The following is a 16,282-nucleotide window of genomic DNA, read 5'->3' on the forward strand; positions in this document are numbered from 1 at the left end:
CAGTCAAATGAGCATAGTTTCGCGCTGTGATTGATGGCCCTATCGCGAGCAGGCTCACTCCTACATTTGGAATCCATTCCTTTGTAGGAGTGAGCCTGCTCGCGATAGGGCCCAACCTGCCAACACAAATCAGTCCAGATGCGCCCAGGTCATGCGAAACGACGCCCCACCCCAAACCGACTCCCCGACCTCGACCTGCCCGCCATGGGACTGCGACACCCGCCGCACCAGCGCCAACCCGAGGCCAAACCCACCGGTGCGGCGATCCCGGCTGGCATCCAGCCGCGAGAACGGCTCGAAGATTTTCTCCCGACCTTCCACCGGCACACCGGGGCCGTCATCGTTGACCCGCACCTCGTAATAATCGCCGCTGCGCACCAGGGTCACTTCGACCCGCTGTTCGGCATAACGAATGGCATTGCGCAGCAGATTGATCACCGCCCGCGCCATGAAGCGCGGCTCGATGCGCACCGTGTCGAGCCGGCAATCACCGATCAACAACTGCACCCCCGCCGCTTCCGCCTCCAACGCCACGCTTCCGACCACGCTGTCGAGCCAGTTGGCGGCCTGAATGTTTTCGCGCTTGATCACCGTCGCGCCGCGTTCGAGGCTGGCGTAGGTCAGCAGTTCGGAGACCATTTCTTCCAGCTCGCCGAGGTCGGCGTACATGTCGGCGATCAATTCGCGGTTCTGACTGGCGTCCGGCAGTTGTTTGAGCTGATCAAGTTCAAACGACAGCCGCGCAATCGGCGTGCGCAACTCGTGGGACACCGCGTTGGTCAGCTCACGCTGATTGGCGATCAGGCTCTCGATGCGCGCCGCCATCAGGTTGAAGTGTTCCGCCAGATCGCGAATGTTCGAACGTTTGGACAGTTGAATGCGCACCGACAGGTCATTATCACCAAAACGCTCGGCGGCCAGACGCAGTTTTTCCAGATCGCGCCAGTGCGGGCGCACCCAGAAGAACAGCACGATGCCGATCAGCACCGCGAGCATCGCGTAAGCCACCGCGATGTAGAACGGCATCAGGCTCGGTTCCGGTGGCAGCTTGATGCTGAGCAACTGCGAGCCACCGTCGATGTTGCTGATGAACTGGGTGTAGTTGTCGCGGATCACCAGCAGGTTCTGCGCCAGCTCTTCCTTTTCCTCGGCACTGAGCGCCAGTTGGTCGGCCTCGATCAGCTTCAGCGACAAGCCGTAGTGCGGACGCAACGCTTCCAGTTGCTGCTCGCGCGCCGCCCCCTGCTGATCGCGCATGTGCTCGACCAGTGACCACGCCTGCCCACGCACCGCCTCGCGGTTGTAGGCTTGCATCTGATTGTCGAGCAACGCGTTGAAGGTGTGCTCGACGGTTTGCAGGGCCAATACCAGGCCCACCGTCATCACCAAAAACAGCCCGAAGAATAACCGCAGCATCTACAGCTCCCACGCGAACGGATTGAACAGATACCCCTTGCCCCACACAGTCTTGATGCAGACCGGTTCGCGGGGGTTGTCCTTGAGTTTGTTGCGCAACTTGCTGATGTACACGTCGACACTGCGATTGAGCCCGTCGAAGGCGATGCCGCGCATGCGGTTGAGAATGTCATCGCGCGACAAGGTCTTGCCAGCGGCGCTGGCCAGCAGCCACAGCAGCTCGAATTCCATGGTGGTCATTTCGATGATTTCGCCGGCCAGGCGCACTTCGCGGCAGCTGCGATCGATGCTCAACCGGCCGAACTCCAGCGCACTGACCACGCCGGACTCCGGCATCTGCCGACGCTGCAAGGCACGCAGCCGCGCCAGCAGCACCGGCGGCTTGATCGGTTTGATCACGTAGTCATCGGCGCCGGACTCCAGGCCGAGAATATGGTCAAGGTCGTCTTCCTTGGCGGTGAGGATAACGATCGGTGTGTCCGACACGCTGCGGATTTCCCGGCACACGTGCAGGCCGCTCTGCCCCGGCAGCATCAGGTCGAGCACCACCACTTTGGGCTGAAATTCGAGAAACGCGGCCACCGCCAGATCGCCGCGATGCACCGCGCGCACCTCGTAGCCATGCTGTTCGAGAAAGTGCGCAATCAGCGTGGCCAGACGCTCATCGTCTTCAACCAGCAGGACTTTGCCAAAACCCAGGTTATCCATAACGACCGTCTGCCAACCCATGTGTGAAGTGGTCGTCATTATGGCGGCAATCGCTGGCAAGGCGTTGTTGCGGGCAGCAAAAACCGGCCGCGGGGGCCGGTTTTTGTAGATGTTTCATACTCTTAAGAGTTTTTAACAGTTTTCCATGTAAGCGCCGCCGCAGGTTATGCGGCAGCCGGAACACCACTGTGAAAGCGGAACTCCTCGTCCGGCGACTCGATCAGGTCCTGCTCGGCAGCACGCACCTTGTCGATCACCTGGGCGATGTCCTTCGCGTCGCCGTACTGGTAAGCCAGTTTCAGATAACCCTGGAAGTGCCGCGCCTCGCTTTTCAGCAGGCCGAAATAGAACTTGCCGAGTTCTTCGTCCAGATGCGGCACCAGCGCTTCGAAACGCTCGCAACTGCGCGCTTCGATGAACGCGCCGACCACCAGCGTATCGACCAGTTTCACCGGTTCGTGGCTGCGCACCACTTTGCGCAGGCCCGAGGCGTAGCGCCCGGCGTGCAGCTGGCGCAGTTCGATCTTGCGGCGTTTCATGATGCGCATGACTTGTTCGTGGTGCACCAGCTCTTCCCGGGCCAGACGCGACATCATGTTGATCAGGTCGACGTGGGAATGGTACTTGGCAATCAGGCTCAGCGCGGTGCTGGCGGCCTTGAACTCGCAGTTCTTGTGGTCGATCAGCAGGGTTTCCTGATCGGCCAGTGCGGCCTGGACCCAGGCGTCGGGCGTGCGGCAGCCAAGGAATTCGTGGATTTCGGGCAGGATCATGGGGCTCACGGTAAAGGTATTGGCGCGAAGGGCGCCGATTATACCGGCCTGCCCGCAGACCACCAGTCGCAGGCGTTGATATGCATCAAGTCGCAGGCGCATGAGCAGCAACTATAGTTGTGCAACGCCGTGCCTTTTCTTTGCTGGAGACTCCGCTCATGCAAGCCATTCGCAGCATTCTGGTGGTCATCGACCCCGAACATTCGGAAAGTCTGGCGCTCAAGCGCGCCAAGTTGATCGCCGGCGTGACCCAGGCCCATCTGCACCTGCTGGTGTGCGACCCCAAGCACGATCATGCCGGGTTGCTGGGAGTGCTCAAGGCCGCGCTGACAGATGAAGGTTACAGCGTGACTACCGAGCAGGCCTGGAACACCAGCCTGCACGAAACCATCACCGACGTGCAGCAGGCCGAAGGTTGCGGGCTGGTGATCAAGCAGCACTTCCCCGACAGCGCGCTGAAAAAAGCCCTGCTGACCCCGGCCGACTGGAAACTGCTGCGTCACTGCCCGACCCCGGTGCTGCTGGTGAAAACCTCTACCCCGTGGAAGGACCGGGTGATTCTGGCGGCGGTCGATGTGGGCAATGCCGATGGCGAGCACCGGCACTTGCACACGACGATCATCGATCACGGCTACGACATCGCCAGCCTGGCCAAGGGGCATCTGCATGTGATCAGTGCGCATCCGTCGCCGATGCTGTCCTCGGCGGATCCGGTGTTCCAGCTCACATCCACCATCGAGGCGAGGTATCGCGAGCAGTGCAAGGCGTTTCAGGCCGAATTCGATGTGGATGACGAACGCCTGCACATCGAGGAAGGACCGGCGGATGTGCTGATTCCGTTCATGGCGCACAAGCTGCAGGCGGCGGTGACCGTGATCGGCACCGTGGCGCGCAGCGGCTTGTCAGGCGCGTTGATCGGCAATACCGCCGAAGTGGTGCTGGATGCGCTGGAAAGCGATGTGCTGGTGCTCAAGCCGCAGGAGGTTGAGGATCATCTGGTGGAGTTGGCGGTGAAGCATTAAACAACGCGGAATTTGCTTGGAGTGCAATCTCTGTAGGAGTGAGCCTGCTCGCGATGGCGTCATTTCAGTCACTACCTGCATTGAATGCACAACCGCTAATCGCGAGCAGGCTCACTCCTACAACAGGAATGCGTTTCAAATGTGGGAGCGAGCTTGCTCGCGAAGCTTTTGATCTTCAGGCGCCGAAGGCGTCTTTGAGAAAGCCCGGCGCGATATAGCGCTGGTAATGCGCTTCCGACAGCAGGAAGAACTCCCGATCAATGGCATCGCGCAGTTCCGGCAGGTTCCAGTCGCGGAACTCCGGCAACAGCACCATCCCGTAGGCTTCCAGATTAATGATCACCCGCGCCCCGCGAGCGATTAACTGATAAGCCCAGCAATATTCCGACTGATGCGGCACAAAGCGGATCTTGCGCTGTTCCAGTTGCTCGCGCAGACGCGCCGGATCGAAGATCTCGACCTTGCTCGCCATCACTTGTGACAGCAATTGTTCAAGACGCAGCCACACCGCACGCTTTTCTTCCTCGCCGTAACCGTTCCAGTGGATCACTTCGTGGTGGAAACGCTTGCAGCCACGGCACACCAGATCTCCGTAAACAGTGGAGCAGAGGCCGACGCAGGGGGTCTTGATGGTCTGATTGGGCATAAATTGGCAAAACACTGAAACGCGGAACAGGCCCGCATGTTAGCCCTTTGTCAGGCATTGATCACCCCTCAAACGTCAGGGGCAAGCGCTGGATCGCGGTTTGAGCCACAGCCGCGCAACGCCACCAAAGTCCAATAGAGTCCGACTTACCTTTAAATTTTTTTTGCCGTAGAATCAGCCAGCCTTTTAAGGCGCCAATGTCCGTTAGAAGCTGTTTTCAAAGCGTCACGAGCACAGTCGTTCCTTCAGAGCGGTGTTGGCGAAGGGTTTTTCCAGCGGGGAAAAGCCCAACGCCAACCCTCATCAGCTCCCCGTTCTGCAGGCGTAAAACTTTGAAAGCAGCTTCTGTAAGGAATTGCCGGTAATTCTGGCCAGACGACCCACAACGTCGTGAGGTGCATGAGTACGGCAATTTCGGGATGAGCGTCCCGGACACCCATTTGGGACCACTGATGAGGGTAATAACTGTGCTTGAAGCCTACCGCAAACATATCGAAGAGCGTGCAGCCCTGGGTATCGTTCCCCAGCCGCTTAACGCCGAACAAACTGCAGGCCTGGTCGAGCTGCTGAAGAATCCTCCGGCTGGCGAAGAAGCTTTCCTCGTTGACCTGATCACCAATCGCGTACCACCAGGAGTGGACGAAGCCGCTTACGTCAAAGCCGGTTTCCTGTCGGCCCTGGCCAAAGGCGAAGTCACCTCCCCTCTGCTGGACAAGAAGCGCGCTGTAGAACTGCTCGGCACCATGCAGGGCGGCTACAACATCGTGACCCTGGTTGAACTGCTGGACAACGCCGAGCTGGCGCCAGTGGCTGCCGAAGAACTCAAGCACACCCTGCTGATGTTCGATGCCTTCCACGACGTGGCTGAAAAAGCCAAGAACGGCAACGTTCACGCCAAGGCCGTGCTGCAATCCTGGGCTGACGGCGAGTGGTTCAAGAAGCGCCCTGTCCTGGCCGACAAGATCAGCCTGCGCGTATTCAAGGTCACCGGCGAAACCAACACCGACGACCTGTCGCCTGCACCAGACGCCTGGTCGCGTCCTGACATCCCGCTGCACGCCCTGGCCATGCTGAAAATGGCCCGTGACGGCATCGTTCCGGACGAGCAAGGCAAGACCGGCCCGATGAAGCAGATCGAAGAAATGCGCGGTCAAGGCTTCCCGATCGCCTACGTCGGTGACGTGGTCGGTACCGGTTCCTCGCGTAAATCGGCGACCAACTCGGTCCTGTGGTTCTTCGGCGACGATATCCCTTACGTGCCGAACAAGCGCGCTGGCGGTTTCTGCTTCGGCAGCAAAATCGCTCCGATCTTCTACAACACCATGGAAGATGCCGGCGCACTGCCAATCGAGTTCGACGTGTCGAACATGAACATGGGCGACGTGATCGACCTGTACCCGCACGCTGGCAAAGTCTGCAAGCACGGTACCGACGAAGTCATCACCACCTTCGAAATGAAGACCCCTGTGCTGCTGGACGAAGTCCGTGCCGGCGGTCGTATTCCGCTGATCATCGGCCGTGGCCTGACCGAGAAGGCTCGCGCCGAACTGGGTCTGCCTGCGTTCGACCTGTTCAAGAAGCCTGAAGCACCGGCTGAAAGCACCAAGGGCTTCACCCTGGCGCAGAAAATGGTCGGCAAGGCTTGCGGTCTGGCAGAAGGCCAAGGCGTGCGTCCTGGCACCTACTGCGAACCGAAGATGACCACCGTAGGCTCTCAGGACACCACCGGTCCAATGACCCGTGACGAACTGAAAGACCTGGCGTGCCTGGGCTTCTCCGCTGACCTGGTGATGCAGTCCTTCTGCCACACCGCGGCGTATCCGAAGCCGATCGACGTGACCACCCACCACACCCTGCCTGACTTCATCATGACCCGCGGCGGCGTTTCCCTGCGTCCGGGCGACGGCATCATCCACTCGTGGCTGAACCGCATGCTGCTGCCGGACACCGTGGGTACCGGTGGTGACTCGCACACCCGTTTCCCGATGGGCATCTCGTTCCCGGCCGGTTCCGGTCTGGTCGCGTTCGCCGCGGCTACTGGCGTCATGCCGCTGGACATGCCGGAATCGATCCTGGTGCGCTTCAAAGGCAAAATGAAACCTGGTATCACCCTGCGTGACCTGGTTCATGCCATCCCTTACTTCGCTATCCAGAACGGTCTGCTGACCGTCGAGAAGAAAGGCAAGAAAAACGCCTTCTCCGGCCGCATCCTGGAAATCGAAGGCCTGGAAGGTCTGACCCTGGAACAGGCGTTCGAACTGTCCGACGCCTCGGCCGAACGTTCGGCTGCCGGTTGCACCATCAAGCTGTCGAAAGAATCGATCACCGAGTACCTGAACTCCAACATCACCCTGCTGCGCTGGATGATCGGCGAAGGCTACGGCGATGCGCGTACCCTGGAACGTCGTGCTCAAGCGATGGAAGCCTGGGTTGCCAACCCTCAGCTGATGGAAGCCGATGCCGACGCCGAATACGCCGAAGTCATCGAAATCGACCTGGCCGACATCAGCGAGCCTGTACTGTGCGCGCCGAACGACCCGGACGACGCCCGTCTGCTGTCCAGCGTTGCTGGCGAGAAGATCGACGAAGTGTTCATCGGTTCGTGCATGACCAACATCGGTCACTTCCGCGCTGCCGGTAAACTGCTGGATCAGGTCAAGGGTCAGCTGCCAACCCGTCTGTGGCTGTCGCCGCCGACCAAGATGGACGCTCACCAACTGACCGAAGAAGGCTACTACGGCATCTACGGCAAGGCCGGCGCACGCATGGAAATGCCAGGCTGCTCGCTGTGCATGGGTAACCAGGCACGCGTAGAGCCGAACAGCACCGTGGTCTCGACCTCCACTCGTAACTTCCCGAACCGTCTGGGCGACGGCGCGAACGTCTACCTGGCTTCGGCCGAGCTGGCGTCCGTGGCTTCGATCCTGGGTCGCCTGCCGACCGTCGAGGAGTACATGGAATACGCTGGCAAGATCGACAGCATGGCGGCCGATATCTACCGCTACCTGTCCTTCGACCAGATTGCCGAGTTCCGTGAAGCGGCTGCGAACGCCAACATCCCGGTCGTTCAAGCCTAACGCTGCAACGCAATGAAAAACGCCGCCCATCGTGAGATGAGCGGCGTTTTTTTATGCCCTGGAATACCGTCCCCTGTAGGAGTGAGCCTGCTCGCGATAGCGGTGTGTCAAATACATTTGTATCGACTGACACACCGCTATCGCGAGCAGGCTCACTCCTACAAGGGGTTAAGTGTTGAGTTTGAGGGCTTGCTGGACCGCCCCGTCAACGCTGAGTCCACTGAGAATCACACGGTTGCTCGTTACTTCAGGCAACGCCTCCAGCACCGCCAGCGCCTCATGCTTGAGCCGCGCCAGAATCAACCGCTTGCCCTCCTGATGCACCCGCAGAAAGAACTCCTGCATCGCCTCGATGCTGGTGCCGTCCAGGTCCGGGGTTTCCTCCAGACTGAGGATCACCGTTTGCACTGGCGCGTCCGAATGCCGAATCAAGTGCAGCGCCGCACCGAGAATCCGTTCCACATTGGCAAAGAACAACGCTTCGCTGGGCCGCACAATCAGCACTCCGGGTTCAGTTGTCGCCGTCGGATGACGCTGCAGGTCGACAAAATCGTGCCCACCGTCGATCCGCCCGAGTACCTGAATATCCGCTGCCGACATCTGCTTGAGCATCAGCAACACGCTGATGGCCACCGACACCAGCAACCCGTCGAGAATGCCCAGCACCAGCACCGCGCCCACCGCGCACAACACCAGCACCCGATCCCGGCGCCAGATGAAATAGCGCCCCAGCGGCTGCAGACTCAAGCCACGACCCAGCGCATGCATGACGATGGCTGCTAGAATCGGCTCCGGTGTCAAGGCAATCCACGGCAACACCGTCAGCACGATCACCAGCACCACCAGCGCGGCGACACCGCCGGCCCAACGGGAAGTCGCCCCGGCGGCCTCGTTCGCCGACGTCGCCGAATACCCCGCGCCCGCCGGCATGCCATGAAACAGCCCGGACAGCAGATTGGAGGCACCGAGCGCCAGCAGATCGCGGTTGGAGGTCACACGGTCGCCGTGCTTGAGCGCGTACGCACTGATCGAACCGTACGACTCGGCATACAGAATCATCACCAGCGCAAACCCCACCTCCCCCAGCCGCAACCAGTCGGCGAACGGCAGCACCGGCAGGTTCGGCACCTCCAGACTGAGGTCGATCAAGCCAATCAGCTTCACACCGTGGGCCGGCAGGTTCAGCCATTGCCCGGCCACGATGCCAATGACGACGACCAGCAAACCGCCGGGCACCCGTGGGAAACGTGAAAACACCCCCAACAGCACCAGCGCGACCGCTGCAACCGCGGCCGCCGGCCAGTTCCAGTGCGGCAGTTGTTCGAGCAATTGCGGGGCGAAACGCACCAGATTGGCGTCGGTCAGGTGCACGTCGACCACACTGGCCACTTGCTTGAGAATGATGGTGGCCGCCAACCCGAAGGCGAAACCACGCAATACCGGTTTGGCGATAAACGCGGTGACGCTGCCGAAACGAAAGATCCCCGCCAGCAAGAACAGCCCGCCGGTGACCAGCACCAGCCCGACCGCCAGCGTTGCGCGCAATTGCGGGTCGCCATTGGCCATGGTCGCCGTAGCCGCCGCCAGCACCGCCGCCGAGGACGACGTGGCGGAAACAATGGCAAAACGGCTGGTGCCAAACAGCCCGTAGCAGAGCAACCCGGCAAACAGCGCAATCACCCCGGCCTGGGGCGCCAGCGCGGCGATGGTCGAATAGGCGACCGCTTCAGGCAACAACAGGCCGGCAATCGACAGGCCGGCAAGGATGTCCTGCCAGCGACTGGGTTGTTCCACAGGTTGGGGCGCGCTCGACAATCCACTGTCTCCAGACGAAAAAAAGCCGCTGTGCGCATCACGCACAGCGGCCACTGTAGCTGAGTATCTGGCGCTTAGGCTTACGCCGTCAGCGAATAAATCAACGCCGAAATCGCCACCAAACCTACGGCGGTGACAAACACGTTCGACGCCTGACCACGATAGCGCGCCATCGCCGGCACCTTGCGGATCGCGTACATCGGCATCAGGAACAGAATCGCGGCGATGACCGGACCACCAATGGTCTCGATCATGCCCAGGATGCTTGGGTTGAGGGTCGCGACAATCCAGCACACCACCAGCATGAACGCCGCCACGATGCGATCCAGTGCCTTGGCGCCCGGACGCTTGCCGCTCTTGACGATCAGGCCCTTGAGGCCTTCGCTGGCACCGATGTAGTGGCCGAGGAACGACTTGGAGATCGCCACGAAGGCAATCAGCGGCGCCGCAAACGCGATGGTCGGGTTACTGAAGTGGTTGGCCAGGTACGACAGGATCGACAGGTTCTGCGCCTTGGCTTCGGCCAGTTGTTCCGGCGACAGGGTCAGCACGCAACTGAAGACGAAGAACAGCACCATCACCACCATCAACAGGTGGGCACGGCAGAGAATCTGCGAGCTGCGCTGGTCAGCGTTGACACCGTAACGACGCTTCTGGTCCACCGCGAACGCCGAGATGATCGGCGAGTGGTTGAACGAGAACACCATCACCGGGATCGCCAGCCACAACGTATGCAGCAGCGCCGATGGCGCCGGCACTTGCGAGGCGGTCGTCAGGATGCCGCCGTTCCAGTGCGGAATCAGGTACACCGCAAGAAACAGCAGCGCGACGATGAACGGGTACACCATCAGGCTCATCGCCTTGACGATCGCCTGCTCGCCGCAACGCACCACGGCCAGCAGACCGAGGATCAGCACGAACGACAGCAGCGCGCGCGGTGGCGGCGTGATATGCAATTGGTGTTCGAGGAAGCTGGCGACCGTGTTGGTCAGGCCGACGCTGTAGATCAGCAGGATCGGGAAGATAGCGAAGAAGTACAGCAGGGTGATCAGCGCACCGGCCTTGATGCCGAAATGCTGCTCGACCACATCGGTGATGTCGGCGCCTTCACGCCCGGAGAGCACGAAGCGGGTCAGGCCGCGGTGAGCGAAGAACGTCATCGGGAAGGCCAGCAGCGCGAGGATCACCAGCGGCCAGAAGCCACCCAGACCGGCGTTGATTGGCAAAAACAGGGTACCGGCGCCAATGGCCGTCCCGAACAGTCCCAACATCCACGTGGTGTCATGGCGATTCCAGCTCGACAGTTCAGCTGGTGCTGCCGCTTCATAGCGTTCGTCGACGCTATTGGCCTGATCATTCATCCGGTCGGATCTCCGCATTCCGGTCACTTGCCACTCGGTCAGGACGCGTCGGAAAAAACCGACAGACATGCTCCGGCCGAAACAGGGGCGCGATTCTCCGCGATAAATGAGCAGAAGCAAAGACTTAGATGAGGAATGGTTGTGCGGAGCAGATCAGAGGCGTGTCGTTTTTGGGAAAATGGCTGTCGGCGCAAGGTATGAGCGGTGTCGCTTTTTGACAATGTCCAGCGCCGACGGCGGATCAGACCTCATTAGAGCGAACGCATAACTATCAATCCGATTGTCAGGCACGCCAGGCCAAACAAAAAACCGAGACTGAACCTGAACAAATCCGACCGAATTTCCGCTGGGGAAAGGCTTTGTATTTCGTCCGCAAGTTTGGCGTCTTCTCGATACAGTCGCTCAATTCTGGCTACGCGTTCTTCTAGGGTCATTATTATTTCCTTTCTGGGGGGGGCACGAGAGCTACTTGCCATGTGAACAGTGGTTGAACAATGTGCGATGCGTGACGACAAGAACGATGAATGCTGCGTCTGTTACTTAAAACTTGGCCAAAAGGCCTAATACAGCCGCAAGCGCGGTTAATACCCCAGTACCTGCCGCAACTGGATACCAAAGTCCCTCCCGCCCCAATTTGCGTGCTTCGGCAATGAGTTTGCGTCGTTCGACAATCAGTTTCCGTGATTCATTTTGCAGCCTTTCGAGTTCCAGATTTTCCCGATCGTTCTGAAGCATGCGCCTTCCTTGGCTGTTGGCAGTGGCTGCCGGGGCTACTTTGTACCCTCATGATTTACTATTCATCCCGTGCCAGATAGCGGATGAATCCGGCGGTTTTGTAGGCAATATCCGGGAGTGAGGTAGGTAGCTTCATACAACATCGCCATAGAGACGGCGGCGGGATAATAGCCCCGCCGCAAGCCAGGCATACTCCGTCGGCATCCATTCATCGAGCACTTGATTAACCGCCAGCTCCGTCCGCATCACGTGCTGCGCAATCCCCAGCACCGTTTCGCTTTTAACCGTCACAAAATCAACGAGTCTTCTGACAGATTGCAGGTAAGGAAGTGTGCTGCATAAAGTCTGCCGGCCCTATCGCGGGCAAGCCCGCTCCCACAGAGATTTGGGATCTGGTCACGATTGTTTGAGCAGCGCATGACCCGTGGGAGCTGCCTTGCCAGCGCAGGCGTCCGATCAAACACCCGATTCTTCAAATCTGGTCCAAATGGTCTAGCGTGAATGAATCCCCTGCCCCACGGAGTTTCCATTCATGCCACTCGTTCGCGTCGAACTCAAGAAACGCACCGATACCACCTTCGCCAAGCGCGTCGGCGAGCAGATCTACGCCGCCATGCGCAGCGCCATCAACGTGCCGGAGCACGACAACTTCCAGATCCTCAACGAGCACGACGGCGAGCATTTCATCTTCGACCCGCAATACCTGGGGATCCAGCGCAGCGACCAACTGGTGATCATCCAGATCACCCTCAACGAAGGTCGCACGCTGGAGCAGAAAAAAGCCCTGTACCAGACCATCGCGCACAGCCTGAACAGCCAACTGGGCATTCGCCTGGAAGACGTGTTCATCAATCTGGTGGAAGTGAAAAAGGAGAACTGGTCGTTCGGCAACGGCATCGCTCAATACGCCAGTTGACTGCCCCGCGGTGCCTTCGCATGGCTGATCAACAGCGCCGACGTGAACTTCTGACGAAGCGCCCGCGCGCTCCCCGCTTCAGCTCCTACACTGGCTGAAGCGGTTGCGCGGCCACCATTGCCAAACCGCTCTGGAATCAGCACTCTGACACGACTTTCGCGACCACACCGTCATAGATCACAGGAGCCGCGCAATGCCCGCCACCGTTCTGGTACTGGTTGAAACCATCAATGACTATCTGCCGATACTCGAGCAGCAGGGCTTTCATCTGATCCTCGCGCCGACCCCTGCCGAACGCGCGCAAGCCATCGCCACCCACGGCGCCCGGATCGACGCGGTGCTGACCCGTGGCCCGCTGGGCCTGACCGCCGACGAGATCGCTACGCTGCCGATCCTGAAAATCATCACCGTAATCGGCGCCGGTTACGAGCACGTCGACCTGCAGGCCGCCAGCGATCGCGGGATCACCGTGACCAACGGCGCCGGGGTCAACGCCTCGTCGGTGGCCGATCATGCGATGGCGATGCTGTTGGCGCTGGTGCGTGACATTCCGCGCTGCGACGCGGCGGTGCGCCGGGGTGAATGGCCGAAGATCATGCGCCCGTCGCTGGCCAACAAACGCCTGGGCATTCTCGGACTGGGCGCGGTGGGCATGGCGATCGCCAAGCGCGCCCACCTCGGTTTCGACATGCAGGTCAGTTACCACAACCGTCAGTTGCGCAGTGATGTGCCCTACGCGTTCTGCTCGACGCCAACCGAACTGGCGCGGGCCTCGGACTTTCTGATCGTCGCCACGCCGGGCGGGATCGGCACCCAACACCTGGTGACCCGCGCAGTGCTTGATGCACTGGGCCCGAAAGGTTTCATCGTCAATATCGCCCGGGCCAGTGTCATCGCCACCGCCGACCTGATCACCGCCCTTGAGCAACGAAGGATTGCCGGCGCCGCGCTGGATGTGTTCGACCACGAACCGCAGGTGCCGGACGCGCTGAAAACCCTGAGCAACGTGATTCTCACGCCGCACGTCGCCGGCCTGTCACCGGAAGCTACCCAAGGCACGGTGGAACTGGTCGGGAAAAACCTCGTGGCGTTTTTCTCCGGGCAACCGGTACTGACGCCGATCGCCCTGCCCCCAAGGCTCAACAATCAGCGCGTGCATTGAAAAGAGCCGGCAGTGCCCTGCTGCCGTGCCTATTCGAAACGCTGATTATCCTGCAACACGCTAACCTATAAGACCGTTGCGCGCTTGTGGCCGCCTTAGGTGCGCCATTAGATTAGCCAATGATGTCTGGCCTCCAAAATAAGCAGAAGGGATAAGCATGGCGCTTACTGACCAGTCCACCCGGATCCGTGCTGGCGAAGAACTCGATGCCAGCCTGATCGATCCGTACCTCAAGGCGCACATTCCAGGCCTGACCGGCACCCCGCAGATCAGCCAGTTTCCCGGCGGTGCGTCGAACCTGACTTACCTTCTGGAATACCCGCAACAGGAGTTCGTGCTGCGCCGGCCGCCGTTCGGCCACAAGGCCAAATCCGCCCACGACATGGGCCGCGAATTCCGCATCCTCAATCAGCTGCGCGACGGTTTCCCGTATTGCCCCAAGGCCTACGTGCACTGCACCGACGAATCGGTGATCGGCGCCGAGTTCTACGTGATGGAACGGGTCAAGGGCATCATCCTGCGCTCCGACCTGCCGCCGGAACTGGGCCTCGATGCGGCGAAAACCGAAGCGCTGTGCAAGAGCTTCATCGACCGTTTCGTCGAGCTGCACCGGGTCGACTACAACGCCTGCGGCCTCGGTGATCTGGGCAAGCCTGAAGGCTACGTCGCCCGCCAGATAAAAGGCTGGAGCGAACGCTACGAAAAAGCCCTGACCCCAGATGCGCCGCACTGGGAGCAGGTCAAAGCCTGGCTCAACGACAAGATGCCGGCCGATCACCCGACCTCAAGCATCGTGCACAACGACTACCGCTTCGATAACGTGATCCTCGACCCGGACAACCCGATGCAGATCATCGGGGTGCTCGATTGGGAACTGACCACCCTCGGCGATCCGCTGATGGACCTGGGCAACACCCTCGCCTACTGGATCGAAGCCAGCGACCCGGCACCGGTGCAACTGATGCGCCGCCAGCCAAGCCACGCCCCGGGCATGCTGACCCGCCGCGAGTTCGTCGACTACTACGCCGAACGCTCGGGCATCCAGATCGACAACTTCGACTTCTACTACACCTACGGCCTGTTCCGCCTGGCCGGCATCGTGCAGCAGATCTACTACCGCTTCTACCACGGCCAGACCCAGGACAAACGCTTCGCGCAGTTCATTCACATGAACAAACTGCTGGAGCACATGAGCCTGCAGGTCATCGCGAAATCGAGCCTCTGACGGCCCACACCAAGGAACCCCTATGTCCAAGACTCAGTTGTTCGACCTCGACGGCAAAATCGCTTTCGTCTCCGGCGCCAGCCGTGGCATCGGTGAAGCCATCGCCAAACTGCTGGCCCAGCAAGGCGCCCACGTCATCGTTTCGAGCCGCAAGCTCGAAGGCTGCCAGCACGTCGCCGACGCCATCACCGCCGCCGGCGGCAAAGCCACCGCCGTGGCCTGCCACATTGGTGAAATGGAACAGATCAGCCAGGTGTTCGCCGGGATCAAGGAACAGTTCGGCCGGCTCGATATCCTGGTCAACAACGCCGCGACCAACCCGCAGTTCTGCAACGTACTGGACACCGACCTCGGTGCGTTCCAGAAGACTGTCGACGTGAACATCCGCGGCTACTTCTTCATGTCGGTGGAAGCCGGCAAGCTGATGCGCGAGAACGGTGGCGGCAGCATCATCAACGTCGCCTCGATCAACGGCATTTCACCGGGCGTGTTCCAAGGCATCTATTCGGTTACCAAGGCTGCGGTGATCAACATGACCAAGGTCTTCGCCAAGGAATGCGCGCAATTCGGCATCCGCTGCAACGCCCTGCTGCCGGGTTTGACCGACACCAAGTTCGCTTCAGCGCTGGTGAAAAACGACGCGATCCTCAAGCAGGCGCTGACCCAGATCCCGCTCAAGCGCGTGGCCGACCCGAGTGAAATGGCCGGCGCCGTGTTGTATCTGGCGAGCGACGCGTCGAGCTACACCACCGGGGTTTCGCTGAATGTGGACGGTGGGTTCCTGTCCTGATCGCCTTTCACTGATCCGAGACTGACCTGTGGCGAGGGGATAAATCCCTTAGCCACAAGGCCAGTTGATTCTGGATCAGGCATCGAGCACTTTGGACAACTGCCAGCCGAAGTGCACCACCGCCCCGCTACTGCGTCACACAGCGAGTGGTGGTGATATGCCGAGTGACCTGTCCGTCCACATACATATCGCCCGCCACCTGGGTGTCTTCCAGGGTCTGACAAGTACGCACCGGCGGTGGTGGAGGCGCAGCAGGAGGCGGTGGCGGAGGACTGGCGCAGCCGCTGAGCAGCACGACAGAAAAAGCCAGCGACAACGGGAGATACACGCGTTTCCCAAGATGATTCATAGGACGACCCGCGATAAATGGAAGAGCCACTTCCGTCGCCGCACACAACAACCGCGCGCGACAGAAGACCTGACCACTCATTCTTTATAGCCGACCACCCTGCAAGCGCCAGTGAAATGGAAGGAGATGGGGGAATGGGCTGTCGATTTTGCGCAGGATGGGAAGCCGCCATCGCTGGCAAGTCAGCTCATACAGGGATTGAGTACATCTGCAAGAGACTGGCCGGCTGTCAGGCCGCCATCGCGAGCAGGCTCACTCCTACAGTGGGATTGGGGCATTCAGTTGGA

The 16,282-nt window shown here is 60.2% G+C and carries 13 protein-coding genes; 6 read left to right on the top strand and 7 right to left on the bottom strand.

Annotation, left to right across the window (positions count from 1 at the left end; translation table 11 throughout):
* Window positions 1-129 precede the first annotated feature (129 nt).
* The 3 genes from J5M57_RS13365 to miaE all read right to left on the bottom strand — a co-directional run bounded on the left by J5M57_RS13365 (window position 130) and on the right by miaE (window position 2,897).
* Window positions 130-1,416, bottom strand: coding sequence for an ATP-binding protein (locus J5M57_RS13365; protein ID WP_064587144.1), 1,287 nt, complete (start codon window positions 1,414-1,416; stop codon window positions 130-132).
* A complete protein-coding gene (locus J5M57_RS13370) occupies window positions 1,417-2,124 on the bottom strand; it encodes a response regulator (protein WP_064587142.1) in 708 nt (235 codons plus the stop codon).
* A gap of 164 nt (window positions 2,125-2,288) precedes the next feature.
* A complete protein-coding gene (gene miaE, locus J5M57_RS13375; protein ID WP_064589981.1) occupies window positions 2,289-2,897 on the bottom strand; it encodes a tRNA isopentenyl-2-thiomethyl-A-37 hydroxylase MiaE in 609 nt (202 codons plus the stop codon).
* 158 nt (window positions 2,898-3,055) lie between these two features.
* Between miaE and J5M57_RS13380 the strand changes: the two genes are divergently transcribed.
* On the top strand, window positions 3,056-3,919 hold the full coding sequence (locus J5M57_RS13380; RefSeq protein ID WP_207849269.1) for a universal stress protein: 864 nt from the start codon (window positions 3,056-3,058) through the stop codon (window positions 3,917-3,919).
* 175 nt (window positions 3,920-4,094) lie between these two features.
* Here J5M57_RS13380 and J5M57_RS13385 read toward each other — a convergent pair whose 3' ends face one another.
* A complete protein-coding gene (locus J5M57_RS13385; RefSeq protein ID WP_064587138.1) occupies window positions 4,095-4,565 on the bottom strand; it encodes a DUF1289 domain-containing protein in 471 nt (156 codons plus the stop codon).
* A 467-nt stretch (window positions 4,566-5,032) separates the two neighbouring features.
* Here J5M57_RS13385 and acnB point away from each other — a divergent pair, with 467 nt between their 5' ends.
* Complete coding sequence (acnB, locus tag J5M57_RS13390) at window positions 5,033-7,642, top strand: bifunctional aconitate hydratase 2/2-methylisocitrate dehydratase (RefSeq protein ID WP_207849323.1); 2,610 nt, start codon at window positions 5,033-5,035, stop codon at window positions 7,640-7,642.
* Window positions 7,643-7,810: 168 nt separating this feature from the next.
* Here acnB and J5M57_RS13395 read toward each other — a convergent pair whose 3' ends face one another.
* The 3 genes from J5M57_RS13395 to J5M57_RS13405 form a co-directional block, all read right to left on the bottom strand.
* Window positions 7,811-9,457 (bottom strand): SulP family inorganic anion transporter, encoded by a 1,647-nt coding sequence (locus J5M57_RS13395; protein ID WP_207849268.1) that lies wholly within the window; start codon window positions 9,455-9,457, stop codon window positions 7,811-7,813.
* A gap of 80 nt (window positions 9,458-9,537) precedes the next feature.
* The gene (locus tag J5M57_RS13400) at window positions 9,538-10,818 is read right to left on the bottom strand and encodes an HAAAP family serine/threonine permease (RefSeq protein WP_041067380.1); all 1,281 of its coding nucleotides are present in this window, start codon (window positions 10,816-10,818) and stop codon (window positions 9,538-9,540) included.
* A gap of 540 nt (window positions 10,819-11,358) precedes the next feature.
* On the bottom strand, window positions 11,359-11,553 hold the full coding sequence (locus J5M57_RS13405; RefSeq protein WP_169840522.1) for a hypothetical protein: 195 nt from the start codon (window positions 11,551-11,553) through the stop codon (window positions 11,359-11,361).
* Between the two features lie 532 nt (window positions 11,554-12,085).
* On the opposite strand from J5M57_RS13405, the gene J5M57_RS13410 reads away from it, so the two are divergent.
* The 4 genes from J5M57_RS13410 (at window position 12,086) to J5M57_RS13425 (ending at window position 15,646) form a co-directional block, all read left to right on the top strand.
* Window positions 12,086-12,469: a tautomerase family protein gene (locus J5M57_RS13410; RefSeq protein WP_169840523.1), complete on the top strand. Its 384-nt coding sequence runs from the start codon at window positions 12,086-12,088 to the stop codon at window positions 12,467-12,469.
* A 193-nt stretch (window positions 12,470-12,662) separates the two neighbouring features.
* Window positions 12,663-13,631 (top strand): 2-hydroxyacid dehydrogenase, encoded by a 969-nt coding sequence (locus J5M57_RS13415; RefSeq protein ID WP_207849267.1) that lies wholly within the window; start codon window positions 12,663-12,665, stop codon window positions 13,629-13,631.
* Window positions 13,632-13,788: 157 nt separating this feature from the next.
* Window positions 13,789-14,856, top strand: a complete 1,068-nt coding sequence (locus tag J5M57_RS13420) for a phosphotransferase family protein (RefSeq protein ID WP_207849266.1) — start codon at window positions 13,789-13,791, stop codon at window positions 14,854-14,856.
* A gap of 22 nt (window positions 14,857-14,878) precedes the next feature.
* A complete protein-coding gene (locus J5M57_RS13425; protein ID WP_169840526.1) occupies window positions 14,879-15,646 on the top strand; it encodes an SDR family oxidoreductase in 768 nt (255 codons plus the stop codon).
* Window positions 15,647-16,282: the final 636 nt, after the last annotated feature.

This window comes from Pseudomonas sp. 86_A (assembly GCF_017491705.1).
Lineage (GTDB): Bacteria > Pseudomonadota > Gammaproteobacteria > Pseudomonadales > Pseudomonadaceae > Aquipseudomonas > Aquipseudomonas koreensis.